General features: G+C 33.5%; 26 protein-coding genes and 1 pseudogene. 25 read left to right on the plus strand and 2 right to left on the minus strand.

From position 1 onward, the window contains the following. Positions 1-201: 201 nt before the first annotated feature. The 25 genes and pseudogenes from ND812_RS13560 (at position 202) to ND812_RS13675 (ending at position 21,611) form a co-directional block, all read left to right on the plus strand. The gene (locus ND812_RS13560) at positions 202-1,074 is read left to right on the plus strand and encodes a GIY-YIG nuclease family protein (RefSeq protein ID WP_265375961.1); all 873 of its coding nucleotides are present in this window, start codon (positions 202-204) and stop codon (positions 1,072-1,074) included. A 226-nt stretch (positions 1,075-1,300) separates the two neighbouring features. Next, positions 1,301-2,581, plus strand: a complete 1,281-nt coding sequence (locus tag ND812_RS13565; RefSeq protein WP_265375962.1) for a WG repeat-containing protein — start codon at positions 1,301-1,303, stop codon at positions 2,579-2,581. Between the two features lie 214 nt (positions 2,582-2,795). Continuing rightward, positions 2,796-3,572, plus strand: a complete 777-nt coding sequence (locus ND812_RS13570) for a hypothetical protein (protein ID WP_265375963.1) — start codon at positions 2,796-2,798, stop codon at positions 3,570-3,572. Between the two features lie 275 nt (positions 3,573-3,847). After that, a complete protein-coding gene (gene vapB, locus ND812_RS13575; protein ID WP_100729144.1) occupies positions 3,848-4,078 on the plus strand; it encodes a type II toxin-antitoxin system antitoxin VapB in 231 nt (76 codons plus the stop codon). Then, positions 4,075-4,479 (plus strand): type II toxin-antitoxin system tRNA(fMet)-specific endonuclease VapC, encoded by a 405-nt coding sequence (gene vapC, locus ND812_RS13580; protein ID WP_265375964.1) that lies wholly within the window; start codon positions 4,075-4,077, stop codon positions 4,477-4,479. The genes vapB and vapC overlap by 4 nt, the downstream gene beginning before the upstream one ends. Positions 4,480-4,675: 196 nt before the next feature. Further along, the gene (locus ND812_RS13585) at positions 4,676-5,290 is read left to right on the plus strand and encodes a hypothetical protein (RefSeq protein ID WP_265375965.1); all 615 of its coding nucleotides are present in this window, start codon (positions 4,676-4,678) and stop codon (positions 5,288-5,290) included. A gap of 958 nt (positions 5,291-6,248) precedes the next feature. Then, positions 6,249-6,887, plus strand: a complete 639-nt coding sequence (locus ND812_RS13590; RefSeq protein ID WP_265375966.1) for an SH3 domain-containing protein — start codon at positions 6,249-6,251, stop codon at positions 6,885-6,887. Between the two features lie 326 nt (positions 6,888-7,213). Then, on the plus strand, positions 7,214-7,708 hold the full coding sequence (locus ND812_RS13595; protein WP_265375967.1) for a hypothetical protein: 495 nt from the start codon (positions 7,214-7,216) through the stop codon (positions 7,706-7,708). 240 nt (positions 7,709-7,948) lie between these two features. Beyond that, on the plus strand, positions 7,949-8,293 hold the full coding sequence (locus ND812_RS13600) for a hypothetical protein (RefSeq protein WP_265375968.1): 345 nt from the start codon (positions 7,949-7,951) through the stop codon (positions 8,291-8,293). A 1,147-nt stretch (positions 8,294-9,440) separates the two neighbouring features. Continuing rightward, the gene (locus ND812_RS13605; protein ID WP_265375969.1) at positions 9,441-10,169 is read left to right on the plus strand and encodes a hypothetical protein; all 729 of its coding nucleotides are present in this window, start codon (positions 9,441-9,443) and stop codon (positions 10,167-10,169) included. Between the two features lie 199 nt (positions 10,170-10,368). Continuing rightward, entirely contained in the window at positions 10,369-10,734 is a 366-nt protein-coding gene (locus tag ND812_RS13610) for a hypothetical protein (protein ID WP_265375970.1), read from the plus strand. 84 nt (positions 10,735-10,818) lie between these two features. Next, entirely contained in the window at positions 10,819-11,463 is a 645-nt protein-coding gene (locus ND812_RS13615; RefSeq protein WP_265375971.1) for a hypothetical protein, read from the plus strand. Positions 11,464-11,661: 198 nt separating this feature from the next. Next, positions 11,662-12,498 carry an SH3 domain-containing protein gene (locus ND812_RS13620; protein WP_265375972.1) on the plus strand — a complete coding sequence of 279 codons (837 nt, stop codon included), beginning with the start codon at positions 11,662-11,664 and terminating at the stop codon, positions 12,496-12,498. A 285-nt stretch (positions 12,499-12,783) separates the two neighbouring features. Further along, on the plus strand, positions 12,784-13,314 hold the full coding sequence (locus ND812_RS13625; RefSeq protein WP_265375973.1) for a YajG family lipoprotein: 531 nt from the start codon (positions 12,784-12,786) through the stop codon (positions 13,312-13,314). 402 nt (positions 13,315-13,716) lie between these two features. After that, on the plus strand, positions 13,717-13,962 hold the full coding sequence (locus ND812_RS13630; RefSeq protein WP_135571112.1) for a ribbon-helix-helix domain-containing protein: 246 nt from the start codon (positions 13,717-13,719) through the stop codon (positions 13,960-13,962). Next, on the plus strand, positions 13,959-14,384 hold the full coding sequence (locus ND812_RS13635) for a type II toxin-antitoxin system VapC family toxin (RefSeq protein ID WP_265375974.1): 426 nt from the start codon (positions 13,959-13,961) through the stop codon (positions 14,382-14,384). Before ND812_RS13630 ends, ND812_RS13635 begins: the two co-directional genes overlap by 4 nt. A gap of 693 nt (positions 14,385-15,077) precedes the next feature. After that, entirely contained in the window at positions 15,078-15,506 is a 429-nt protein-coding gene (locus tag ND812_RS13640) for a DUF2846 domain-containing protein (protein ID WP_265375975.1), read from the plus strand. A gap of 294 nt (positions 15,507-15,800) precedes the next feature. Beyond that, a pseudogene (locus ND812_RS13645) lies at positions 15,801-16,085 on the plus strand (helix-turn-helix domain containing protein); the annotation flags it as partial. Between the two features lie 126 nt (positions 16,086-16,211). Next, positions 16,212-17,027, plus strand: a complete 816-nt coding sequence (locus ND812_RS13650; protein ID WP_265376212.1) for an integrase core domain-containing protein — start codon at positions 16,212-16,214, stop codon at positions 17,025-17,027. A gap of 42 nt (positions 17,028-17,069) precedes the next feature. Further along, positions 17,070-17,663 (plus strand): LBF_2127 family putative lipoprotein, encoded by a 594-nt coding sequence (locus tag ND812_RS18455; RefSeq protein WP_407658554.1) that lies wholly within the window; start codon positions 17,070-17,072, stop codon positions 17,661-17,663. After that, positions 17,624-17,938, plus strand: coding sequence for a hypothetical protein (locus ND812_RS13655; RefSeq protein ID WP_265375976.1), 315 nt, complete (start codon positions 17,624-17,626; stop codon positions 17,936-17,938). Before ND812_RS18455 ends, ND812_RS13655 begins: the two co-directional genes overlap by 40 nt. 95 nt (positions 17,939-18,033) lie before the next feature. Further along, positions 18,034-18,702: a YdcF family protein gene (locus ND812_RS13660; RefSeq protein WP_265375977.1), complete on the plus strand. Its 669-nt coding sequence runs from the start codon at positions 18,034-18,036 to the stop codon at positions 18,700-18,702. Positions 18,703-19,008: 306 nt separating this feature from the next. Then, entirely contained in the window at positions 19,009-19,524 is a 516-nt protein-coding gene (locus tag ND812_RS13665; protein WP_265375978.1) for a hypothetical protein, read from the plus strand. 213 nt (positions 19,525-19,737) lie between these two features. Further along, positions 19,738-20,628, plus strand: coding sequence for an LA_2444/LA_4059 family outer membrane protein (locus ND812_RS13670; RefSeq protein WP_265375979.1), 891 nt, complete (start codon positions 19,738-19,740; stop codon positions 20,626-20,628). Between the two features lie 137 nt (positions 20,629-20,765). After that, a complete protein-coding gene (locus tag ND812_RS13675; RefSeq protein ID WP_265375980.1) occupies positions 20,766-21,611 on the plus strand; it encodes a PmeII family type II restriction endonuclease in 846 nt (281 codons plus the stop codon). A gap of 5 nt (positions 21,612-21,616) precedes the next feature. Here ND812_RS13675 and ND812_RS13680 read toward each other — a convergent pair whose 3' ends face one another. Both ND812_RS13680 and ND812_RS13685 read right to left on the minus strand, forming a co-directional pair. Continuing rightward, positions 21,617-23,050 (minus strand): DNA cytosine methyltransferase, encoded by a 1,434-nt coding sequence (locus tag ND812_RS13680; protein WP_265375981.1) that lies wholly within the window; start codon positions 23,048-23,050, stop codon positions 21,617-21,619. A gap of 353 nt (positions 23,051-23,403) precedes the next feature. Further along, positions 23,404-25,068 carry a class I SAM-dependent methyltransferase gene (locus tag ND812_RS13685; protein ID WP_265375982.1) on the minus strand — a complete coding sequence of 555 codons (1,665 nt, stop codon included), beginning with the start codon at positions 25,066-25,068 and terminating at the stop codon, positions 23,404-23,406. Positions 25,069-25,358: the final 290 nt, after the last annotated feature.

Raw genomic sequence — 25,358 nt, forward strand, 5'->3', positions numbered from 1 at the left:
ACTAACTAACTGCAATTAACATACGCTAACCACTGCGCTTCGGGACTTTTGCCCTCGCTTGGCCTTCGGCACATTATCCTCCGGCACACTTCTTGCCTTTTGACGCAAGAAGATGCGCCGACGCTAACGCCCCTATGGGGCTCAGCTACGGACAACGTTGGTTAGCTTGTTCGTTATACGCAAGCTCGTGAAATAATTATTATGAAAACATTTGGAAAGAAAATAACACTATTCTTAATTGATGGAGATGCTAGTGGACGGATAGCCGCTGAAATCTCAAATTGGACTGGAAAAATTTATAAAATTCCCAGAATATTAATAAAGGAATCAACCGACCGAGAAGATTTAAATTCTACTGGTATTTATTTTCTATTTGGAAAAAATCCTGATGATGAAGATAAAGATTTAGTCTACATCGGAGAGGCTGAATCATTAATTGATAGATTAAAGCAACATTTAGGAAGCAAGGAATTTTGGATAGAAGCTATTTGCGTGTTGAGTAAGGATGAAAATCTCAATAAAGCCCATGTAAAATATCTCGAAAAGAGATTATATGATTTAGCATTATCTGCAAATCGTTATAAGATCGAAAATAGTACAATTCCAGCTAAGACAACAATCTCTGAACCAGACAAAGCAGAAATGGAAGAGTTTTTAGAAAATTTAAAACTAACAATTCATACTCTTGGATACAAAGTATTCGAAGATATTGATAAAAGAAAATCAAAAGAAACAGTTTCTCAAACTAAAGATTATTTTATTGAAGCAGCAAGAGGAGCAAAAGCTACTGGTTTTATTTCGGATGAAGGATTTGTAGTCAAAGAAGGCTCAATTGCAACCATAGATACTGTTCCATCAATGGAAGTCAGAATGAAAAATTATTATAATTTAAGAGAAAAACTTATTTCTGAAAAAATTCTTTCTAAAACTGAATCTGGATATATATTCTCAAAAGATTATTTATTTTCTTCACCTTCTGCGGCAGCTGCAATAGTTATGGGTCGAAGTGCGAATGGTAGAATCGAATGGAAAGATTCAAAAGGAAAAACAATTGAAACAAATGAGACTGCATAAAAACGAGCCAGCGCATAACAGCGCCTTAACGCTTCGCTTCGGCACAAGGCCTCGCTCGGTCTGCGACACATAGGCTTCTGGCACTCCTCTTGCTTACGCAAGCGTCGTTCCAGTCCCTAACGTCCCTTTGGGACTCAGGGTCAGCCTACGTCGTTAAGGCTAGTTCGTTATGCGTAATTTTTGAAAAATTCAGATACTAAATAATAAAAAATAAATAGGGTTAACTATGAAGAAATTAATACTAATTCTAATTCTGGCTTACTCTACAAAAAATTACTCAACAGTCATTCCTAGTTGCCCAAAAGAATATAAAATAGTTACCAAGGAAGTTAATGGTGAATCTATTCCAAATCTAATCTATGAAACAGAAATAATTGAGCTAAAATTTGAAAAAATTGGTTATTATAGTGGAGGTCTTGCTAATGTTAAAATTTATGATAAATGGGGATACATAGACGAAAAAGGAAATATAACCATTCCTCCTATATTTGAAGACGCGGAAATGTTCGCGAAAAATTCAACTTTTGTAAAAAAGGATAATGAATTAAATCTTATCAATAGGAAAGGAGAATTAACTCCATTACCTAATCTAACTATTACGAATATAAAACATGCCTATGAGGATTTTTTTTTAATTCAAATTGAAAACCGTAAATGGGGTTACATAAACCATTTAGGTGAATTCTTAATTGAACCTATATTTGAAGAAGCAAAACCTTTTTTTGATAATATAGCAGCAGTAAAGTACCAAGGTAAATGGGGATTTATCAATAAAAATGGAATTTATCAAATAGAACCTAAATTCGAAAAAGTAACAGAATTTCTTTATAGCGATCTAGCTCCTGTACAAATAAATAATTTATGGGGTTACATAAATAAAAATGGAGAAATTAAAATTAAACCTCAATTCACTTATGCTGACAAATTCGAAAATGATCTGGCAGTCGTTGCATTTGAAAACAGCTACGGATATATAAATAAAGAAGGCCAGTTTGTTATTAAACCTCAATTTACTTATGCCGACAGATTCTATAGTGATTTAGCGTCAGTAGAATCTGAAAAACTATGGGGATATATTGATAAAAAAGGAAACTTTGTAATTAAACCAATTTATCGAAGAGCCATGCCTTTTGAAGATGGATTTGCTAGAGTTGTAAATGACAATGGAATAGCCATAATTGATACTTCTGGAAATATTGTAGCAGAACCAAAATTGAATTTTAAATTACTAACTTCGGATGGTTTATCTCCATTTCGAATAAATCGAAAATATGGATATGTTGATTCAAAAGGAAAAATCGTAATTGAACCCATATTTGATAGCGCAGGCAGTTTTTCATTTGGAATAGCAAAGGTAAAAATTAATGAAAAATATGGTTTGATTAACAAATTAGGATTATTTGTTATCAAACCTCAATTTGACTATATAGAAAGCAATTTCCAAAATTACGCAAGAGTTAAATTAAATAACAAATGGGGATTTATTCAATTTCCGAAATGTGAATAGTAAAAATATGATAATTTATTTAATTATCAAAAACTACGCATAACAGCGACTTACCGCTTCGCTTCGGGACAAGCCCTCGCTCGGCCTGCGGCAAATTCCCTTCCTGGCATTCGCCTTGCGTTCGCAAGCTACATGCCAGTCCCTAGCGTCCCGTTCCGGGACTCAGGGTCAGGGAACTTCGGCAAGTCTAGTTCGTTATGCGCAATACCATAAAATGAAAACAAAAACTAAATTACTTTTCTTAACAACAATTCTCTATTCTAAGCTCTTTTCTCAGGACTTTGAAAAGCCAAAAAATGTATATATTTCACCAGATAAAAAATACATTGCAGAAACTTATTATTCAGACTTAGATCCAGAATGTAAGAAACAACCAGGAGCAATTTTTGACCTTCCAGAAAGTGAAAGATATTGCAAATTTCTTATAAAAAATAATATAGAAAATAGAATTGAATACGAATTGAAAGCAGGAGATTTCAGCAAAGAAATTAAAAAGTGCTATCCTCTAAATTTTGAATTAGGGATTGCTTATGGCTTTGGATTTTGGACAGAAGATAACAAAATCGTATATACAAAACACTCCGGTTGGTTTTCTGCAAATGACCTATACCTTGAAACTTTCAAATTTGATTGGAAAAAATGTACAAATGAATTCCTTGGTTCTTTTCAATCTTATCCTTTAGATTACGATGAATATATTGGAACTATCTATTTTGCTTCTTCTACTAAATATCACTACATTTTTTTCCAAGACTCCCAAAGAAAAAAAGGTTTTATCGGAAAAATAAATAATAATAAAGATATTGATATCAATGAAATATTTAATTTCAACAAACGATATAAAAAGCGATTAAAAGATAATGTTACTATCTTATATGAAATAAACTCACAACATTTAAGTTACTCATACTCCTACCCAATCGCAATAGCAAAATTTTCAAATAGTAGAATAAAAATAAACCTTTCAAGCAATGAGATAAATGTAGATTAATGGTACTGCGCATAACAGCGACTTACCGCTTCGCTTCGGCACAAGGCCTCGCTCGGGCTATGCCAAATCCTCCTCCTGGCATTCGCCTTGCGTTCGCAAGCTACATGCCAGTCCCTAACGTCCCGTTCCGGGACTCAGGGTCGGAGGACTTCGGTAAGTCTAGTTCGTTATACGACAGTCAGCAAATGAATGCCTCAGGACAACGATAAAGCTGAAGAAAAAATTTAGAAATTTCAGACTTGACAAAACCAAAACATATATACTAAAATGTATATATGAATCGTGCAAAATTATTTAAAAACGGTGATAGTCAAGCGGTTAGACTTCCAAAAGAATTTCGTTTCAAAGGTAAAGAAGTCTACATCAGAAAAGACGGAAATTGCGTCATAATATCTCCGATCGACGATGCCGTTGATAGATTATGGAAATCTCTCAATGATTTTTCTGATGATTTTAACATTGAAAGAAATCAACCGAAAACTTTTGATAAGCGAAATTCTATATGAATCAGTATTTGTTAGATACAAATATTTGCATTTATATCATTAACCAAAAGCCTGAAATCGTTTATCAAAAATTCAAAAAAATTAGCCTAGATAACATTTTTATTTCTGCTATCTCTGAGTTTGAACTTAGATATGGAGTTGAAAAAAGTCAAAAATCAGAACAAAATCTAAAAACTCTTAATGAATTTCTGGGATTCCTAAATATCATTCCTTTCGACTCTGAATCTGCTTCTATAGCTGGATCAATAAGAACAAAACTAGAAAAAAAAGGAGAAATTATTGGACCTTATGACTTACTAATCGCTGCACAAGCTATCACTAATGATATAATTCTAGTTACTAACAATGAAAAAGAATTTAAGAGAATCAAAGACCTTAAAATCGAAAACTGGATTAAATAGCACGCTGACCGTCGTATAACAGCGTCTTACCGCTTCGCTTCGGCACAAGGCCTCGCTCGGCCTGCGGCAAATTCCCCTTCTGGCATTCGCCTTGCTTACGCAAGCTACATGCCAGTCCCTAACGTCCCGTCGGGACTCAGGGTCGGGGAACTTCGGTAACACTAGTTCGTTATACGCAATAAGCCTAAAATAATTTATGAATATTGAGGAAGAATTTTACGTAGAAATAATTATATTATGGGATGAATTAACAAATATTTTAGCAGAACCAATATCACTTGATTCTAAAAATAATTATTTAATTAGAAAAAGTACCGATTTAGCAATTTCGCTAAATCATTTTACAGAGAAGAAAAATATCAGAAATTTACTAAAACAATCATATAACCAAGTAACCGATATGATAAATGATGTCTGTGATATGAAAAAACATGGTGAACTTAGAAATAAAAAACGAGAAAATAAACTTGAATCAATTTCAATTTTTGAAGTGAACGAAAATGAACAATTTTCATTTCACAGAAACAGCATACTAGTAAATCATACTTCATTTGGTCAGCATGACTTAATCGAAGTAATGCAAAAATATATTTTCAATATTATCACTGAACTTAAACTAAATATATTATGGGAACCAGTAATAAACACCGCAGAAGCCGATTTCAAAACAACTGCTACTTTATATAAAGAAAATTCATTCAATGCTAATCAAAATAGTGTTCGATTACTATTTATAAAGTTAAATGAAAGAAAAGAATTCATACCTTTTGAACCCAAAAATATAAACTTCCATATATTGGAGAGAAAATAATTGAAACCAGGCTTACCGCGTATAACAGCGACTTACCGCTTCGCTTCGGGACTAGCCCTCGCTCGGCCTGCGGCAAATTCCCTTTCTGGCATTCGCCTTGCTTTCGCAAGCTACATGCCAGTCCCTAACGTCCCGTTCCGGGACTCAGGGTCAGGGAACTTCGGTAAGTCTAGTTCGTTAATTGCAATTAGTTGATCCTTAGAAGACAACGCGCAAATTTTTTTCATGAGGGTGTTGTCGATTCAAGCTTTGAAAGAGAACAATTTCAGCTGATTTCTCCACGAAAGTTCCGTTTGTAATTTACGCTTTTAAGATTTAAGAGAAAAATTTGCGCTCGCTTTTGTTGACCTTTCGACCAATATCTTTTATTATACTAACTAACTGCAATTAACATACGCTAACCACTGCGCTTCGGCACTTTCGGCCTCGCTTGGCCTACGGCACATTATCCTCCGGCACACTTCTTGCCTCTTCACGCAAGAAGATGCGCCGACGCTAACGCCCCTAAGGGGCTCAGCTACGGACAACGTCGGTTAGCTTGTTCGTTAATTGCAATTAGTTGATCCTTAGAAAATAACGCGCAAATTTTTTTCATGAGGGTGTTGTCGATTCAAGCTTTGAAAGAGAACAATTTCAGCTGATTTCTCCACGAAAGTTCTGTTTCTAATTTACGCTTTTAAGATTTAAGAGAAAAATTTGCGCTCGCTTTTGTTGACCTTTCGATAAAAATCTTTTATCATACTAACTAACTGCAATTAACATACGCTAACCACTGCGCTTCGGCACTTTCGGCCTCGCTTGGCCTACGGCACATTATCCTCCGGCACACTTCTTGCTTCTTGACGCAAGAAGACGTGCCGACGCTAACGCCCCTAAGGGGCTCAGCTACGGACAACGTTGGTTAGCTTGTTCGTTATGCGAAAGATTTTCAAAATTATTATTTAACAAACAGGAATTTATGAAGAAATTAATAATACTTTTCTTACTTATTTCATTTTGTAACAAAGAGCAAACTGAAAATATAGGCAAAAAAACGAGTTCTCCTTACTCAAAAGATACACTTTTGAGTAATACAGCTTCAGTACTAAACATAAGAGAAAAACCCGCTCTTGATTCACCAATTATAGCTAGAATAAATAAATGTGACCAAGTTGAGTTCTTGGAAGAGACGATTGAAAAAGCATTAGTGAATGGAGAATTATTCTCTTTTTATAAAGTTGAATATAATTTCACAAAAATTGGTTTTGCTTCTAGTAAATATCTTAAAAAGATAAATAATATTTCTTTTACTTACAATAAAAAACCTTTCAATATTGTCGGAACATGGCCACTTTACTATGATTCTCCAAATGCTATTTTCACTTTTAATGATGATAATACTTTTATCCGCGATATTTACGATGAATCTGGAAATCACAAAGATTCAGATTTATCTAATGGAATTTATGAATACGATGGATGTTGTAAAATAAAAGCAACTTTTTCAAATGGTAAAGTTATCACTTTTGATGTGATTTCAATAAGCGATTCAAACAAAAATGAAAAAACTACACTTATGTTAGAATGCTTTATATTAGAAATTGGAAAATCTCAATAATCCATGAAAATCCTTCGCATAACAGCAACTAACCGCTTCGCTTCGGGACTTACGCCCTCGCTCGGTCTGCGACACATAGGCTTCTGGCACTCCCCTTGCCTACGCAAGTGTCGTGACCAGCCCCTAACGTCCCGTCCGGGACTCAGGGCCAGCCTACGTCGGTTAGTCTAGTTCGTTATGCGAAATGTTTAAAACAATTTTATAAAAAAGAAATCAACTCGCAGGCCATTAAATTGAATATTTCAAAAAATATAATTCTAATTAGCGTACTATTTATTTCAAATGAATGTATTATTATACGAAATAAAATACTCCATGAACCAACTTTGAAAAATCATTTAAATTCTCAAAAAATAAATATTACATTAAATATAAATGGCTGCTATCCAGATGATTCAATTAAATGCAACTATTCAAAAGAAAATTACGCCCTCTTAATCAAATATTTAATTAAATCTAACCTGATTTCAGATATTAATGGAAGTGCAAAGGATTCATTTAAATCAGATTATATTATTGATTTTTACTGGAAAGAAAATATTCGAAGCCCACATGACTTGCTAACGGAAATGGTATCGGTTTTTTCAATTGGTTTGATTCCTACATATAGAAATTACAAAATAACATTAGTTGCAATTCTGAAAAGTAACAATGGAATAATATTAAAAACCTTCGAATATTCTGAATCTTTTTTAGAAATTCGGCATCTATTTCTGACTTACAAATTTATATTTAATAATAAATATAATACAGAAACAATAAAATCAAATATGATTGAATTATTATTACAAAATATTTCTGAAGTAAAAGAACAAATATAATTAAGTTGGTAAAAAAAATTGAAAAGATATAAAATTTTGATCATTTTCCTATGTATAGCAAACCTTTTGAATTGTCTAGTCTTCCGAAAAAATGATAACATAAACATATCTCAGAAATCAAATTTAAAAAAGCTCAAACTTACTATTTTGATGCAAGGGTGTTATCCTGATGATCTTGTTAACTGCAAGTATACAAGAGAAAATTACGAGCTCCTCAATATTTTATTCGCAAAATCAGGTATGATCTCACAAATTAATGGGGACTCAAATAATTTAACGAGTTCCGATTATTTGATTGATTTATATTGGAAAGATAATGAAAGTCCCCAGAATTTCGCTAATGTCTCCATCTCATTACTCACACTTTGCTTTATACCAACTTACAACAAAGACTCTATTCAATTAATAGCCATAGTTAAAAAAAATAACGGTGAAATTTTGAAAACTTTAGAATACAATGAGTCTTATCTAACTATCAGGCAAACAATCTTAATTCTAGCACTGCCTTTTCAAGATTTAAATGACAAAGAAAAAATAAAAGAAAAGATACTAAAATCTCTTTTAAACGATTTAGCACAAATTTAAAAAATCTTCAACACCTAAACACTTCGCATAACAGCACCTTACCGCTACGCTTCGGGACAAGCCCTCGCTCGGCCTACGGCAAATTCCCTTTCTGGCATTCGCCTTGCTTACGCAAGCTACATGCCAGTCCCTAACGTCCCGCTGGGACTCAGGGTCAGGGAACTTCGGTAAGGCTAGTTCGTTAATTGCAATTAGTTGATACATAGAAAATAACGCGCAAATTTTTTTCATGAGGGTGTTGTCGATTCAAGCTTTGAAAGAGAACAATTTTAGCTGATAGCTCCACGAACGTCTTGTTTGGAATTTACGTTTTTAAGATTTAAGAGAAAAATTTGCGCTCGCTTCTGTTGACCTTTCGACCAAAATCTTTTATTATACTAACTAACTGCAATTAACATACGCTAACCACTGCGCTTCGGGACTTTTGCCCTCGCTTGGCCTTCGGCACATTATCCTCCGGCACACTTCTTGCCTCTTCACGCAAGAAGATGCGCCGACGCTAACGCCCCTAAGGGGCTCAGCTACGGACAACGTCGGTTAGCTTGTTCGTTAATTGCAATTAGTTGATCAAAAGAAGAATACGCGCAAATTTTTTTAAGAGGGTGTTGTCGATTTACGCTTTGGAAGAGAACAATTAATGCTTTTCTCTCCATTAATGTGCAGTTAATGATTTTTGCTTTTTAAGATTTAAGAGAAATTTGCGCTGGATTGTAGTGCCCTTACGACTTATATCTTATTCTATACTAACTAACTGCAATTAGTTGATACTTAGAAAATAACGCGCAAATTTTTTTCATGAGGGTGTTGTCGATTCAAGCTTTGAAAGAGAACAATTTCAGCTGATAGCTCCACGAACGTCCTGTTTCTAATTTACGCTTTTAAGATTTAAGAGAAATTTGCGCTGGATTGTAGAACCCTTTCGACTTATATCTTTTTCTATACTAACTAACTGCAATTAACAGCGCCTTAACGCTCACTCGGGCACTTCTCCACTGCGCCTTTGATTCCTGATGAAATCAAGGCTTTGTGGGGCCCTCGCTCGGCCTAAAGGCACATTCCGTGTTACGCTAACGCCTCAATGAGGCTCAGCTACACGGAACGTCGTTAAGGCTGATTCGTTATACGCAATAATTTCAAAAATAATATTATGATTAAAAAAATAAGATATCTGATTACACTAATTGCACTTTCATTTGTCTCGCCAGTCTTTCCAGATGATATTGAGAGAAAAAAACTTCATTTCCTCATCTCCCCCTGGATTATTAATACTAATTTTAATAAACCATCAAGAGAGATAGAAAGTTCTCTTAACTTACAACTTTTATATGGATTTACTAATAATCTCTACCTTGGAGTAACTTATGGAATTGGTAAAAACGGTGATAAAAGTCTAGAATCTTTCCCTTCTAGTTCCTATTCTACAAGCAGAATCTATCAATTTTCTACTTCTAAAAATTCTGAAACTTTTACTTTGAATCTACATTATTTTCTTTGGAAATTTGTTTATACTAGTTTAAATATTGGAATTGAAAAAGGTTTTTCGGTCGAAAGAAATAATTTAGCAATTATTCGAGCGAACAATATCACTCCTCAACCATTTTCGATGAAAACTATTTTTGACGATAGAGTCTTCGGCTCAATCGGAATTGGTTTTAGGCATGAATTAACTAGTTCTATTCTAATTGCATTTGAATATCAACGTGGGTATATTGAAGCTGGAAAAGTTAATCAACATTTTACTTACAATCCAGATTACTATGGTAATAACTTACCTTATATGCTTGAAAATTATCTTTTTGATAACATTTTTAACGATAGATCTTTAAGAAATTCTATATATCAACAATTTTATCTTTCAGCGGGTTTGGCACTTTGAGTCTATTAAAGAAATTACTGCGTATAACAGCGACTTACCGCTTCGCTTCGGCACAAGGCCTCGCTCGGGCTACGCCAAATCCTCCTCCTGGCATTCGCCTTGCGTCCGCAAGCTACATGCCAGTCCCTAACGTCCCGTTGGGACTCAGGGTCGGAGGACTTCGGTAAGTCTAGTTCGTTATGCGCCATAAAAAAAAATTATGAATAAAGACAGAAAACCAACAAGAATACTAATAACAACCAAAGATAAAATAATCAGAAGTGCTGAAGTCACAAATTATCTATCTAGACTAGCATCATATCATTATAAATCTGAAGTTCTAAATGAAATAAACAAACTAGTTGCAAAGGGAATTGAACTGGAAAATATATTTATCCTTTCAGAATCATTTAAGTATGACTTTGCATATAGTTTTTTAAAAGATATCCAAATAAAAGATAAATCAATCTACTCATTATTAAATATTGGACTACCAATTACTTTGCAACCAAATGAAAAAATACTTAAACTAAAATATGGTTATCAAATTTTGAATTATTTGTATGACAACTCTACAATGGCTTGAGAATTCGGATTTAGAAGAGAATGGTTTTGGAAAAATTATTTAGAATTTGTTAACAATTCTTTCGAGAAAACGACTAACAAGTTCTTGGAACATTCAATAATTACAAAATCTAAGAAAAAACGCGAAAGCATGATTAAATATATCAAAGAAAAAAAATTAGCTTTCAATACAGATTCATACTTCTTCAAAAAAAATATCAAAAAAGAAAACAAAAATCAAACTGAAATAGCAAAATTATTTCTTAAAAAGATAAACATAATACAACGACCTGTATTTGGTAACTTTATTCCATCTACTCAAACATTTAAAATTCTGAATGTTGACCTTATTAAAAAAGTAAAACAAGGAAATATTCAATTTGATTTAAAATCCTTATCACACAACAGTCCTTGGGAACTCATAATTGAAGGTGCAGGCGAATTATTCAAATATTTCCTTGATGGTGAGAAAAGAAAACTTGAAACCGAATTAATGAAAAGCCAAATTTCAAATGCTAAAAAAGATGAAATGTTAAAAAATTTGGAAATAATAAAAGAATCTCAAAAAACTCTAGAAGCAATTAATTCAAGCAGTAACGGACTGCCGAACCAATACAAAAACACCATGCGTGAGTTAGTTTACATACAACTTGATCAGCTATCTCAAGATATCAAACAAAGAGCTTACTTGATCAACCATAACACCCCAATTATCATACAATCGGCAGGAAGAGTTGACTTACTTGCTTAATTTTACGGCGCATAACAGCGACTTAACGCTTCGCTTCGGCACAAGGCCTCGCTCGGTCTCCGACACATAGGCTTCTGGCACTCCCCTTGCCTACGCAAGTGTCGTGGCCAGTCCCTAACGTCCCGTTCCGGGACTCAGGGTCAGCCTACGTCGTTAAGTCTAGTTCGTTATGCGACATGGTATAAAATTTTAGAAGAAATGAATAAAAAATATATATCGATAATAATTTTATTTCTAATCTTAAACTGTAAAAAACATGAACGATTTGAATCAGAAAAAGAAGAATTTGCAATTGTTACTGTTTCAATTCTAAATTCTAGAAAAAATCCTGATCTCAAATCGGATATAGTTGGAAAATACCCTTTTGGATCTCCAATCTTAATTAATCCTAAGGATTCTTTTGAAGATACTGTTGATGGCGAAAAAGGAAAATGGATTAAAGAGAAAGTAACTAATGGATATATATTCAGTAAATATTTCGAAATAACTTCTGGAGGTCTCCACAAACTTAAAGGAGTTGTCGATATTTGTAATTTTCCTTGTGGCGGTAGCTGCTTTATTCCACCTGGAGATATGTATTTAGTCGGTAATTTTTATATCGAAATAGATGATCACATGGATTATCTTCCTGAAGATAGAAATCCATGCTCAACGATTAGAATTGGTAACTGGAAGCGAGACTTGAATGAATTTCAATTCTCCTCGCCAATCAAATATGCTGGCTACAATGGAAAAAATAACCGTTGTAGGTATAAATTCTTAAGTAATTTAGAAAAAATTGGTGATAAAATCATTTTGGATCATCTGAAAAAACCTTTCACCTTAACAAGAATGTCTGATTCTAAAGGAACTTATTACATTATAAATAACAAAAGGATATATGATCGTTCCAAATATAATGAATATTGTTCCGAACAATCTTTACATGACAAAGTATTTGAAGTTTTCGATTCATATTATGTTGATGAAAAAATCGACAGAGATAATCTTTTTTCCAATTATTCGAATAAATTTAATGAAAAGATAAGTGAATAATTTGAATCATACCACGTCGCATAACAGCGACTTACCGCTTCGCTTCGGGACAAGCCCTCGCTCGGCCTGCGGCAAATCCTCCTCCTGGCATTCGCCTTGCTTACGCAAGCTACATGCCAGTCCCTAACGTCCCGTTGGGACTCAGGGTCGGAGGACTTCGGTAAGTCTAGTTCGTTATGCGTAATTACCAAAAATGAATAAAAGGATCTGAAATTGGAAAAGAGAATTATAAGAAGTTTACAACTAATAACTATTGCATGTTTAATTTTCAAATGTGGGGATCAAATGATTGAACCAAATTTGAATACTCGAATTTCTAAACCAAATGTTGTTAGAAATTTTCCAATCTATGTAGGTGAATCTATTGATCATCCGGATGCTTTTCCTGATGGAATATTCATTGATGGTTTGATTAAAAATCAATTTGGTATGGAAATGGGTTATATTTATTTAAAACCTAAAGGTCCTGAATTAATTAAAACAATTGTTTCGAATGAATTAAAAAATACAGGTTTCAATATTTTAACTTATAAAAACAAAAATGTGCCTGAATTAAGTATAATTGTGAATCAAATTTTTGTAGAAACTGAACCAGGATATTTCGCATATGGAAATGTTTCAGTTATCGACGTTAATTTTACAATTTCAAATCAAAACAAATCCTTTTCGAAACGCTTTAAAACTATTGAAGTTTTAAACATTCCTCTTTTTAACAATCATCACTTTTTGCATTTATCTTTAATCAATAATCTAGAAAAATTCATTATTGCTTCAATACCGGACATTACAGAAATCTATATTAAGGAATTTAAATGAAATTTCATACCCTTACTTTGCTATTTGCATTAATCTTATTGTCAAATTGTTTATATCATCTTAAATATATCGACAAAAATGATCTTTCAGATAAAGAGTGGAAAAAAAACGAGAATAAAAAAATCGAATAGCTTGGTAACTACGCATAACAGCGACTTACCGCTACGCTTCGGCACAAGGCCTCGCTTGGCCTACGGCAAATTCCCTTTCTGGCATTCGCCTTGCTTGCGCAAGCTACATGCCAGTCCCTAACGTCCCGCTGGGACTCAGGGTCAGGGAACTTCGGTAAGGCTAGTTCGTTATACGAAATTTGCGCAAATTTACTTTGTTAAATTAAAAATAAGGAAAAGTTTCTCTTGACAGTTCAAAGAAAATGTAATACAAGTGTATTACGGGATCAATATGATAAGTCTAAGATTACCAGAAGAGCTAGAAAAAAAACTTTCAGAAGTTGCAAAAATTGAAAACAAAAGTAAATCAGAAGTAATTAAAGAATCTTTAGTTTACTATATTGATAATTTTGCAAAACAACCTTCTGCCTATGAATTAGGTGAAAAGTATTTCGGTTTATATAAAAGTGGGATTTCTGACAAATCAACTAACCATCAAAAATATATTAAAGAAGCTTTAATCAAGAAACAAAAATGATTAAAGCCATTATTGATACTGGACCTATAGTTGCCTTCTTCGACGAATCAGATAATTATTGCCTACAATGCAGATCATTTCTTAAAAATTTTAAAGGCAAGTTATATACTACTCTTGCCGTAGTTACCGAAGTATCCTACTTATTATCAGATAATAAAAGAATACAAAAGGCATTTATCGAATGGATTGATAACAATGCGATATCAATTTTAAATCAAGATAATGAACAATTTAGTTCAATTCTGTTTTATATGGAAAAATATTCCGATCGACCAATGGATTTTGCAGATGCTTCGCTTATGACAATTTCAGAGGTTTATGAAATTCCCAATATATTCACTTTAGATAGTGATTTCAGGTTTTATAAATCAAAAAAGGGAAAATCTTTAAAAATCATCAATGAAAGCATGATTAAAGGTTAATAAAGCGCAAACTTCGTATAACAGCGACTAACCGCTTCACTTCGGGACTTACGCCCTCGTTCGGTCTGCGACACATAGGCTTTTGGCACTCCTCTTGCCTTCGCAAGCGTCGTGCCAATCCCTAACGTCCCATGCGGGACTCAGGGCCAGCCTACGTCGGTTAGTCTAGTTCGTTATACGCTATAGCGTTAAACTAAACCATTAAGAGAAGAAAATGATAAATAAATATATAATATTCCTACTTTTCCTCATGAATTGTCGATCAATCCAATCACAGTTTATTAACGATAATTTACAAGATGACAAAAAAAAGGATATATTCATTGGAAAGCTACAGTATTCGGTCAGACCGGAATATTTGCCAAATTTTTTAATTAACGATCCTAACTCTATAAATAGCATTAAATACAAAGTTAATATTCTTTATGAACCGACAGATCCGTCCGATTTGTTTGTACTCTTCAACCCTTTGATAATTCTAGGATTTCCAATTCAAAAACATTTCGTAAAAGCACATGGAGATCTTATTGTAAATTATAATCAAACTTACAATTGCTCTACAGTCACAATTACCGAGTTTAGGACATTATATCATAATCCAAATTATTCAGAAATGCGAAGCATAGCCTTAACAAAATTGAAATTAAATTTTGAAAAATGTTTTGATTTTAATAAACTTGAGGTAAATATCAAATGAATAAAAAATATATCTTTTTAATTATCTTAAACTTGTTTCTAATGGATTGTAACTCGTCTGAATCTGCTCAAAGAATGTTTACGCCGGAAAAAGAAATAAAAAAGAAAAAAGCTGTACTCTATATTTATAGGCCTTCTCTTTTTATGGGTTCCGCCATTAGTTATACTATTGAAGATTCAAATGATAAAATATATTTAAACTTGAGAAATGGAACATATAAAGCTTTCTTTTTAGATCCTGGAGAAATCTCACTAAGTGCAGAAACAATAGGATCTGCCTCAATTACTATTGATATTGAAGAGGAGCAAATTTATTTTTTAAAAGGAAATGTATTAGCTGGCCCTGTAATAGCGAAACCTTTCTTAACTTTAGTCCCTACTGAAGTAGGACAAAAAGAAATAATGAACTGTCGTCCGATTGAATAGTAGAATCCGCTACAGCGTATAACAGCGACTTACCGCTACGCTTCGGGACAAGCCCTCGCTCGGCCTTCGGCAAATTCCCTTTCTGGCATTCGCCTTGCGTTCGCAAGCTACATGCAAGTCCCTAACGTCCCGTTAAAGGGACTCAGGGTCAGGGAACTTCGGTAAGTCTAGTTCGTTATGCGACATTAATTAAATGTATGCCTCAGGACATGGGTAACACTTTTGTAGCAAGACATAGGTAACACTTTCAGGTTATTCGTCTCTTTAGATCACCTTTTTAGGAGGGTTTTAGGGATGCCTTGGAAGGAGTTTAATACCGTGGATTTAAGATTTCAATTTGTTCTGGATTCGTTCCAGACTGGCGTCAATTTTACTCAGCTCTGTGCTCAGTATAGCATCTCTACTAAGTGTGGGTATAAGTGGAAAGAAAGGTTTCTAAGGGAAGGAAAAGAAGGGCTTCTAGATAAGAAGAAAACTCCTAAGAACTCTCCAGCTAAGATCGCTGAAGAAACAATTCTAGAGATCATCAAGATTAAGAACAATAGAAAGTTCTGGGGTGCTAAGAAAATCTTAGAACTCTACAAGACTCAATTCCCTAATCGCAAGGCTCCTAACAGATCTACTATTGAACGTATACTTAAGAAAGCGGGACTAAAAGAAACAAAAAGAAAAAGAAGACCTACTAATTCAGGGCAAAGAATCTCTATGCCAGAGAAAGCTACCAAACCTAATCATGTTTGGACTGTTGACTTCAAAGGTTGGTGGTACACTCCAGAAAGAGAGAAAGTGAATCCTCTCACTGTTCGTGATGATTTCTCCAAATACATTCTCTCCATCAAGACTCTTAAGAAAGGCGACATTGCTTCCGTTAAGGCGGAATTTACTAGGTTATTCTCTATCTACGGATTACCTGATGTCATTCGCTCAGACAATGGTCCGCCCTTCGCTTCTATGCAATCTCTATGGGGTCTCACCAAATTATCTGTTTGGTGGCTTTCGCTCGGGATCAAGCTTGATCGTATACAACCTGGCAAACCTTACCAGAATGGCTCTCATGAACGCATGCATAGGGACATGGCTCGAGAATTACAACATGAGATCGTCGGAAACATCACCCTCTTCCAAAAACTCTTCGACAAATGGAGAATCGATTTTAACAGAAACAGACCTCATGAAGCTCTTGCTATGAAGACTCCTGAACAAGTCTATGTGAAGTCAGATAAACCATTTGATCCGAATGCTGGTTTACTAATCGCATATCCTTATGGATTCAAACAGAGGCATGTCAACAACAGAGGTTACATCAATTACAATGGACACCTCATCATGGTTGGGAATCCATTTAACGGATTTAATGTGGGGATCAAAAAAGAAAACGAATCCGTTTCCATTTGGTTCGGTTCTAATAAACTAGGTCTCATCGATCAAAATTTTTTCTTGATCATTTCCGATCCTAACTCATACAAAGTTCATAAACCAAGAAAGTTAACTAAAAAGTGTTACCCCTCTCATGACGCTTAACCGTTACCCATGTCTTGAAGTCATACCTAAAATTAATTCAAAATGAATCTAAATAAATCAAGTTACTTCCTCATTATATTCTTCCTGTTTTCTTGTAATTTAGATATAAGACAACTTCCTACTCCGATTCAAAATTCAGAAATTGAGAATAAAGAAACTAAAATCAATTTATATATCAGAATTTTTCGAATAGAAAATAATTTATTAAATGAAATTCAACCAGCATGGAAATATACATTTACTTCCTATCTGAAAAATGATTACTTCATTTCTAATAATATAAAATTTTCTGATTTAAATAACGAAAACAAGGATTTTTATGAAATCGACATCTTGATGAAACCTATTGCAAACGAAGTAAGAAATTATTGGTTAAGTTTACCTGTAATTTTCCCCTTCACCGGATATTGGCCAATACATTACAGAGAACTTGAATATTTCATTGACATACATTATTCAGTTTATAAAAACAATAATTTAATATATTCTAATAATATATTCGAAAAAGATAATCTTACACTATATTTTTATGGACTAATTAGAACTCAAAAATTTGAAAATTTAATTGAAGATACAAACTTAAGGGCAATCAATTCATGCGTAAAATCTATATCGTCATTCTTATCTCAACTTTAATTCTATCTAATTGTGTTACTATTCCCGAAATCCCAAATAACAAATCTACAGAATGTATCGCCTATTTTTTTCCGATAAGAAAGAAATTAATATTACATCGAGAGAATCAATGGGGAGCAACAATAGGAATCACCTATTTATCCCTTATTATTGGATTTGCCATTGGTAATGATGGAATTTTACCTTTGTTTAGTATCCCTTTTCTTGTTTACAATGAATATCATACGGCAAATAAAATCTATAAAGAATATCTTGAATTACATTGTAGTCAATAAAACTGCTTATAACAGCGACTTACCGCTTCGCTTCGGCACTAGGCCTTGCTCAGCCTACGTCAGTAAGTCTAGTTTGTTAAGCACAATTACTTAAAATGCTTCTTGAAAATCACAAAAAAATAACTGAGGAAGACTTAAAATTAGCAAATTCAATTTGGAATTTTCTTTCAATTCGAGAAACTATACAGAAGTCTGATTTAATTTTTGTTTTGTGTAGTCATGATTTGAGGGTTGCGAAATATGCGGTTGAACTCTACAAAAAAGGTTTTGCTAATTATATTCTTTTTTCCGGAGGTTTAAATTTCTTCACTAAACATATTTTTCCTAAATCAGAAGCTGAATCCTTTGCAGAACTAGCATTCACTCAAAATATACCTAACGATGCTATAATTATTGAAAATGAATCTACCAACACCGGTGAAAACATTCATTTCTCTAAACAACTTCTTAAATCTTTGAATCTTAAATTTAGTAATATCATAGCTATTCAAAAACCTTCTATGACTTTAAGAATAAAATTAGCATTAGCTAAACAGTGGAATGATGGAAACTTTTTTATTTCTTCACCAAATTATAGTATTTTTGATGCTCCGCATTCTCATATAAATCTATTTATGATTATTAATGAAATTGTCGGTGACCTACAAAGGATTATTGAATATCCAAAATTTGGATTTCAAGCGGAATTCGTTATTCCTGATCAAATTATTAAAGCTTCCTATTCTCTCATTGAAAATGGATATAATCTACACCTTATTCGGTAAATTTTTTAAATTAATTATTTTCTATTATTTTTAAAGAAAAAGTATTTCAAAATTAGAAATCTAGAATTTCATAAAAGCATTATTGCTTTTAATTTACTCTGTATAAGCATCAATTGAATAGTATGTAACTGCGCTTAACAGCGACTTACCGCTTCGCTTCGGCAAATTTCCTTTCTGGCATTCGCCTTGGGTTCACAAGCGATATGCCAGTCCCTAACGTCCCGACGGGACTCAGGGTCAGGGGAACTTCGGTAAGTCTACTTCGTTATGCGTAGGAATTTAAAATACAATTAAAAGGTTAAAAATATGAACAAACTAATCTACACTATTGTCAGTTTACTAACGATAAATTGTGCGATACCAGCAAGAGTTGAAAAAATGGTGATTTCTGATGTGAAATCAAAAAATAAAATTAATAGCGAGATTTTTATTAAAGAATCTAAGGGCGGAGAAATGACACTACCCTTCTGGCTTCCCAAAATTTCAAATGAAAACTTTACCTTAGCGATTAAAAATTCAATACTTAATAATGAAAAATTTAAAAGTATTTCAAATATTCAAAACAATAATTGGACTCTTGATATTGAAATTATTGATTGGGATCATCCTTGGATTGGAACCGATTTTACTCATACTCTTACCGTTAGATATATAATTTTAAATGAAAAAAATATTGAAGTTTATAAAAGAGATATTAGATCAAAAGGTACGGCTACTATTTCTGAATCATTAATTGGAGTTTATAGAGCAAATAGAGCAAACGAGTATGCTGCTAAAGAAAACATAAAATTGTTTCTTTTGGATTTGGATAACCTTAAATAATTTATTCAACTTGAAATTCCAGCGCATAACAGCTCCTTAACGCTTTGCCTCGGGATTTAAAGCTTCGCTCGGTCTGTGACAAATAAGCTTCTGGCACTCGTTTGCATTCGCAAACTACGTGCCAGTCCCTAATGTCCCATTGGGACTTAGGGTCGGGCAACTTCGGTAACACTAATTCGTTATACACCATTTTAAAAAAAATTTACGGAATATATGAAAAATAAAAAAATATTAATTATAATTACGTTTCTCATTTTAAATCTCAGTATCTATGCTGAAGAAGAAATAGACAATAAGCAAAAAGAAAGAAAATCAAACCAAATTTATTTAAGAAGAAATAATGGATACGTTGCTCCAAATGAATTGAACATTTACAACAGTGTTTTTCCGTTTTCTTTGGCTTATGAATTACCTTCCATTCAGTATAATACATTTGGATTCAACAAATTTTTAGGTGATTCAAAATATAGTATTGAAGGTAATTTCTACGAATATAAAAAAACTAATTCAACTTTCGAAAGAATTAACCCGAATTCTAGTTTCTATAGTAAAGGCAATCTTGGTACTTTTTATAGATCTGAACAAAATCTATTTCTAAATTATCATTTTATAGAAAATAGAATAATTCTTAATGTTGGATTCCAGAGATTGCAAAGCGATCTTAGTGATGGAACTTTCGGTTTCTATAATTATAATTTTTCTCAAAACTTCAAAGGAATTGGCGCTGGTTTCTTACTTGAATCCCCGAGATTTTATGGATTCTATATTTCATCTGGCTATAGATATTCTGTATTGAATGGTATTTCTAATATAAATTATTCAATCGTTACTTCAGGAAGAAGAGCAGAAACTTTAGATATACATGATAATCCCGCTACCAAATATTTCCTTCGTGAAATAAAAGTAGTTCTTGGTTACGAATTAAATGATTCTATTCTTTTATCACTTGGATTTATTGACCAATTTGCTAATGTAAAACTCAATAGAAGCAATATCATTGCCAGTGACTTAGATTATAACTTACTTGTAAGATCCACTATTGAAGCCAATGCAAAAAGTGAATATTCAGGAACTACTTTTGCCTCTATTACTTATAAATTTTAAAACGGCGTATAACAAAAATTACCGCTTCGCTTCGGGACTGGCCCTCGCTCGGCCTGCGGCAAATTACCTTTCCGGCATTCGCCTTGCTTACGCAAGCTACATGCCATTCCCTAACGTCCCGTTACCGGGACTCAGGGTTGGGAAACTTCGGTAAGTCTAATCCGTTTTTCAAAATAGAAAATGCTTTTTTATCTTATCGACAAGCAATTATTAAGCAAAAATATCGGTTAGGTTACATTTTTATAGTTATTATGAAGAAAAGTCTCATACTAAAGGTCTCAGATTATGTCGAAAAGAATATTGGAAGCTTTCATCAAAAAAGAATTCAAAGCTTAGATAATCTTGAATTAAACAAGGTTTTGAAACGAAAGAATCCATATTTATTCAAAGCAAAGTTTATGATGACGGCTGAACAAATCATAAAAAGTTTGGTCGATGCACATCTTTCATCGAATGAAGAAACTATTTTTGGAGATTGGTTAGAAGAGTTGGCGATTTTCGTGAATTCAGAGGTTTACTCTGGTAAAAAATCGGGTATAACTGGTATAGATTTAGAATTTGATAAAGAAAATGTTAGATATATTGTTTCGATCAAATCTGGACCAAATTGGGGTAATAGTTCGCAGATCAATAAAATGGCATCTGATTTTAAAACTGCCGCAAAAACTTTAAGAACAAGTAACTCTAAACTAATTATCACTGCGATAAACGGATGTTGTTATGGAAAAGATAATAATCCAGATAAAGGTGATTATTATAAGTATTGTGGACAAAGATTTTGGGAATTCATATCTGGAAATGAAAATTTATATGCAGAATTGATTGAACCGCTCGGTCATTCTGCAAAAACAAATAATGATATTTACTTACAATCCTATGCAAAAATGATAAATAAATTTACGATTCAATTTGGTAAAGACTTCTGTAGTGAGAATGGAGAAATTAATTGGCAAAAATTAATACAATTTAATTCTTCCAAGTGATAAAATTAAAACGGTAGTAGTTCCTCCTCTCTTATTTTTGATTCATTTCTCTTAGCAAATTCTTTTCTGAATGAAACATTATCCGTATTTAAATATCTTGAATACTTAAAATCCTTAAAAGAATTTTTAATTTTTTTCTTTTGTATAAGTGCCAAAATATGTTTTCCGATGCTATAGCCTAAGCTAATTGGTACAGCGTTTCCAATCTGTCGATATTGACTTGTAATAGTACCGAAGAATTCATAATTATCAGGAAATTCTTGAATTCGTTTATATTCTTGAATACTTAGTGGTCGATCCTTCTCTGGATGAGCAAGATCAGTTGCTGGCATAGCTGGATTCGTAACCAAAGTAGGTGCGGGCTTATCCCAAGCTATTCTTCTTAGAAAACCAGTGCGGCCACCACTTGAATAATAACTTTTTCCCAGTGCTTCCTTTTGTAATTCTATTGGTAAATCTTTCCAATACTGATCTTCTTTTAATATTTTATAATATTTCAGTCTTTTTTCTGGAAACTGAATATACACTTGATCATCTTCAACTAAATCATTTGTTGCATCTCTAAAGGTTTTCCACTTAGGTAAATTGAATTCACCCGATTCTGAGTGAGATGGGATTAAATAAGGAATTTCAATATCTTCTCTAGAACAAATAATCACTACTCTCTCTCTTTTCTGTGGGGAGCCAAAATTAGCTGAATTGTATAGATTAAATGAGACTTTGTAATTTGCTTTCTCTAATAGAAATATAATAAAATTTAAGGCTCCACCTGAAAGTTCATTTTGAGATAAAGGAGGAAAGTTCTTTCCTCTATATTCATGAGGTCTATGGTTTAACGGTGCAGACAATAAACCTCGAACGTTCTCAATCACAATGAATTTCGGTTTTAATTTTATTGCTTTTTCAATAAATTCGAGAAATACATTCCCTCGTTTATCTTCAAATCCTTTTCTTTTTCCAGCCGTACTGAAAGCCTGACAAGGCGGACCACCTATAATTAAATCAATATCATTTTTATCATCGATGTTAGCATACTGAAGAATATCACTAATCGAATATTTATTAATATCCCCAATTAAGCCAATATTCGGATGATTAAGTATTATTGTTTTTCGTGTATCTGGGTCTATTTCACTTGCTAACAGTACATTAATTCCTGCTTTTCTTAAACCAATATCTAAACCCATAGCTCCGGAAAAAAAACTTAAAGCGATTGGAGAATCAGATTTTTTTTCCTTTCGTATCTGATCGCTTACATCTACTTTAATATTCATCATAACGTTTGGGTCAGATGTAATATCCTTTGAGATTAGCCATATAGAACCCACCATTTCAGCTGGTAACTTCTTTTGCCTAATTAGAGATCTAACATACTGAGGGGAAACCGATAGAAATTCTGCAAATTCATCGACCGAATAGGTATTAGATTTGCTTTCCATAAGGAAAGCAAAATATAGTCCCTTTTTTTCGTCAAACGCAAATCCCTAATTACATTAACAACTTCCTAATGATTCAACTCCCCTCTTCTTAACAGTATTCGGTCATGCTCTTATTTGCATAAGAATCAAAATTGATTTCAATTTTTAAAGATTACTATTTTTTGTTATCGGTATACCAAATACTATTTACTTTACGATTATGAAACTAAATAGATTATTTCCATAATATATTCTCTAAACTAATCTCTTCCGTTCTTATCTTTCTCTTCTACCTCTCTCTGGCCAACATCCCAACCCCCCACCTGTAACTCATCGGGCGAAGCTATACCCTAAAGAGTTTACACTTCACCCCTTCACTCCCCTTCCCACCTTAAAGCCCCTCTACGACTCGCGATTGTCTCCGCTGATTCTCGAAACATAGCAAACAAAGTTTTATCCCAGTTGTTTACTTCATAATACTTCCCTAAAAAGTTTTTGAGCTCAAAGGTGAATTGATTTGGTCGTAATTGGAAAACATATTTCCAATGATCCCGAATGGAAAGTTCTCGTTTCAGAATCAATTCAGCACTTGGTATCTTATCAATTTTCCTTCGATTGGATTTAGCATCAGCAGGGAATAAGTTCCATAGAAAGTTATTTTTCCAATACGCATACGGGATGCCATGATCAATGTCTAGGTTCGATGTGTTTAATGGTTTACCTGTCCATATACAGGCTAAGTCAGTTTTTTCTAAGAACAAACTGCGGACTTGGTTTTGTTTCCGTTCCCAATTTTGACCCATCAATAAATAATCAATAGCTTGTCCTGTTCGAACGGACTTGCGAGAAAGCCTTTCGATTTCTTCGGCCCATCGTAAGATCACCGCATCACGGATCCAAGACTCAAGTAGAACAAACTCTCGCCATATTGCAATCGGCATCGATATCATTTGTCGTTTCGGATCATATCGAAAGATATCACCATTGGATGAGTATTGGATTGGCCCTTTAATGATCGTTTGTTCCCACTGTCCTAGAAACAAATTCAAATCTTTTTGCAAATCCAAATCGATGAGTTTGCCTGAATGGAATAAAGCTTGTTTCTCTAAAAAATCATCTAAGGTATTGAGCTTTGTTTGTAAGGAAGCAAACGTTTTTCGTAAACTGGATGGTTTCTCCAGTTTGTCAGACGATACCTGTGGTAAATAGATAGGTGCAGAGAATAGATTCCAAAAGTATACTACCCACTTTTCTGCAACCAATCGGATGGGAATGAATACATGATCTGATTCATATTCGACTACATTATGATTTTCCAAAGCAATATCGCAGAGTGCTCTGAGTAAAGCAGGTTTGTAAGTAGCAGTTTTTCTTTCCCGATTGAGAATCGAGTCAATGGTATCCAAAGGAAGTGATTGTTTGTGTTCTAACTTGACAATACAGAAAGACCATGACCAACCACGACCTTCACTGTCTGGGAAGTGTGATTCCTTAATGACTTGGAAACCAAGTTGTTCTAAAATCAGAGTGATCTCTTTTAAGTGATAAAGACAATGGAGTCTTCCCTCTTTATCTCGTGAATCATTATCTAGATCCGTTCGATTTTCAGGTAAACTAAATACAAAATACCCACCTAGTTTTAAGTTTTGTTTGATGTTGAGTAAGGATAAAAATAATTCCGACTTTGGAATGTGTTGTAGAACTGCGAAGGCTGATATCAAATGAAATGATTCAGAAAAATTGGGTAAATGAGGTAAGCTACCTTTTTGAATTTTTGGCGAGCGATGCGGATGGCTTGCGCTGATGCGATCTAAAATCTGACTACTGGGTTCGATTCCAATTGCATTCCACCCTTTTGAGTTTAACTGGTCTACAAATTTGCCAGAACCAGTTCCAATATCCAGAACACTTGCTTGAGTGATACCACTCTCTTTTACGTAATATTCAATTTCCGAAATATAACTATGATGGAACCGTTCTTGTCTCTCGAAATAAGTATCGGTCAGACGATCATATGCATCTATCGTTTGTTTGTCCATGTGCTCGAGCTTACTTTAGAATCATGATTCGTAAGAAAAGTTTTTTAACCTACTGATTATTTCTGTAAAAAGTGAATTTCGTTTAGAAAAATTTTTTAAAGAATTTTCTATAGGTTCCATCAGCACCTTAACGTTAAAAATCTTAAAATTTTTGAAAACAATACCCAATCGATTCCGATTTTGGTAAAAATTACGATATTTTCACTTGAAAGCGTAGAAATGAAAAATCTGAAATTTTTTCCCTTTTTTGAAATTTTTTTTATGAAATATCGATAAATCGCAAAATGGGG

Origin of the sequence: Leptospira limi, from assembly GCF_026151395.1 — a bacterium.
Lineage (GTDB): Bacteria > Spirochaetota > Leptospiria > Leptospirales > Leptospiraceae > Leptospira_A > Leptospira_A limi.

Bases quoted from the DNA above. Each gene is read 5' to 3' on its own strand.
- ND812_RS13560 (WP_265375961.1), top strand. From the start codon at position 202: ATGAAAACATTTGGAAAGAAAATAACACTATTCTTAATTGATGGAGAT.
- ND812_RS13565 (WP_265375962.1), top strand. From the start codon at position 1,301: ATGAAGAAATTAATACTAATTCTAATTCTGGCTTACTCTACAAAAAAT.
- ND812_RS13570 (WP_265375963.1), top strand. From the start codon at position 2,796: ATGAAAACAAAAACTAAATTACTTTTCTTAACAACAATTCTCTATTCT.
- vapB (WP_100729144.1), top strand. From the start codon at position 3,848: ATGAATCGTGCAAAATTATTTAAAAACGGTGATAGTCAAGCGGTTAGA.
- vapC (WP_265375964.1), top strand. From the start codon at position 4,075: ATGAATCAGTATTTGTTAGATACAAATATTTGCATTTATATCATTAAC.
- ND812_RS13585 (WP_265375965.1), top strand. From the start codon at position 4,676: ATGAATATTGAGGAAGAATTTTACGTAGAAATAATTATATTATGGGAT.
- ND812_RS13590 (WP_265375966.1), top strand. From the start codon at position 6,249: ATGAAGAAATTAATAATACTTTTCTTACTTATTTCATTTTGTAACAAA.
- ND812_RS13600 (WP_265375968.1), top strand. From the start codon at position 7,949: ATGATCTCACAAATTAATGGGGACTCAAATAATTTAACGAGTTCCGAT.
- ND812_RS13605 (WP_265375969.1), top strand. From the start codon at position 9,441: ATGATTAAAAAAATAAGATATCTGATTACACTAATTGCACTTTCATTT.
- ND812_RS13610 (WP_265375970.1), top strand. From the start codon at position 10,369: ATGAATAAAGACAGAAAACCAACAAGAATACTAATAACAACCAAAGAT.
- ND812_RS13620 (WP_265375972.1), top strand. From the start codon at position 11,662: ATGAATAAAAAATATATATCGATAATAATTTTATTTCTAATCTTAAAC.
- ND812_RS13625 (WP_265375973.1), top strand. From the start codon at position 12,784: ATGATTGAACCAAATTTGAATACTCGAATTTCTAAACCAAATGTTGTT.
- ND812_RS13630 (WP_135571112.1), top strand. From the start codon at position 13,717: ATGATAAGTCTAAGATTACCAGAAGAGCTAGAAAAAAAACTTTCAGAA.
- ND812_RS13635 (WP_265375974.1), top strand. From the start codon at position 13,959: ATGATTAAAGCCATTATTGATACTGGACCTATAGTTGCCTTCTTCGAC.
- ND812_RS13640 (WP_265375975.1), top strand. From the start codon at position 15,078: ATGAATAAAAAATATATCTTTTTAATTATCTTAAACTTGTTTCTAATG.
- ND812_RS13650 (WP_265376212.1), top strand. From the start codon at position 16,212: ATGCCAGAGAAAGCTACCAAACCTAATCATGTTTGGACTGTTGACTTC.
- ND812_RS18455 (WP_407658554.1), top strand. From the start codon at position 17,070: ATGAATCTAAATAAATCAAGTTACTTCCTCATTATATTCTTCCTGTTT.
- ND812_RS13655 (WP_265375976.1), top strand. From the start codon at position 17,624: ATGCGTAAAATCTATATCGTCATTCTTATCTCAACTTTAATTCTATCT.
- ND812_RS13660 (WP_265375977.1), top strand. From the start codon at position 18,034: ATGCTTCTTGAAAATCACAAAAAAATAACTGAGGAAGACTTAAAATTA.
- ND812_RS13665 (WP_265375978.1), top strand. From the start codon at position 19,009: ATGAACAAACTAATCTACACTATTGTCAGTTTACTAACGATAAATTGT.
- ND812_RS13670 (WP_265375979.1), top strand. From the start codon at position 19,738: ATGAAAAATAAAAAAATATTAATTATAATTACGTTTCTCATTTTAAAT.
- ND812_RS13680 (WP_265375981.1), bottom strand. From the start codon at position 23,050: ATGGAAAGCAAATCTAATACCTATTCGGTCGATGAATTTGCAGAATTT.
- ND812_RS13685 (WP_265375982.1), bottom strand. From the start codon at position 25,068: ATGGACAAACAAACGATAGATGCATATGATCGTCTGACCGATACTTAT.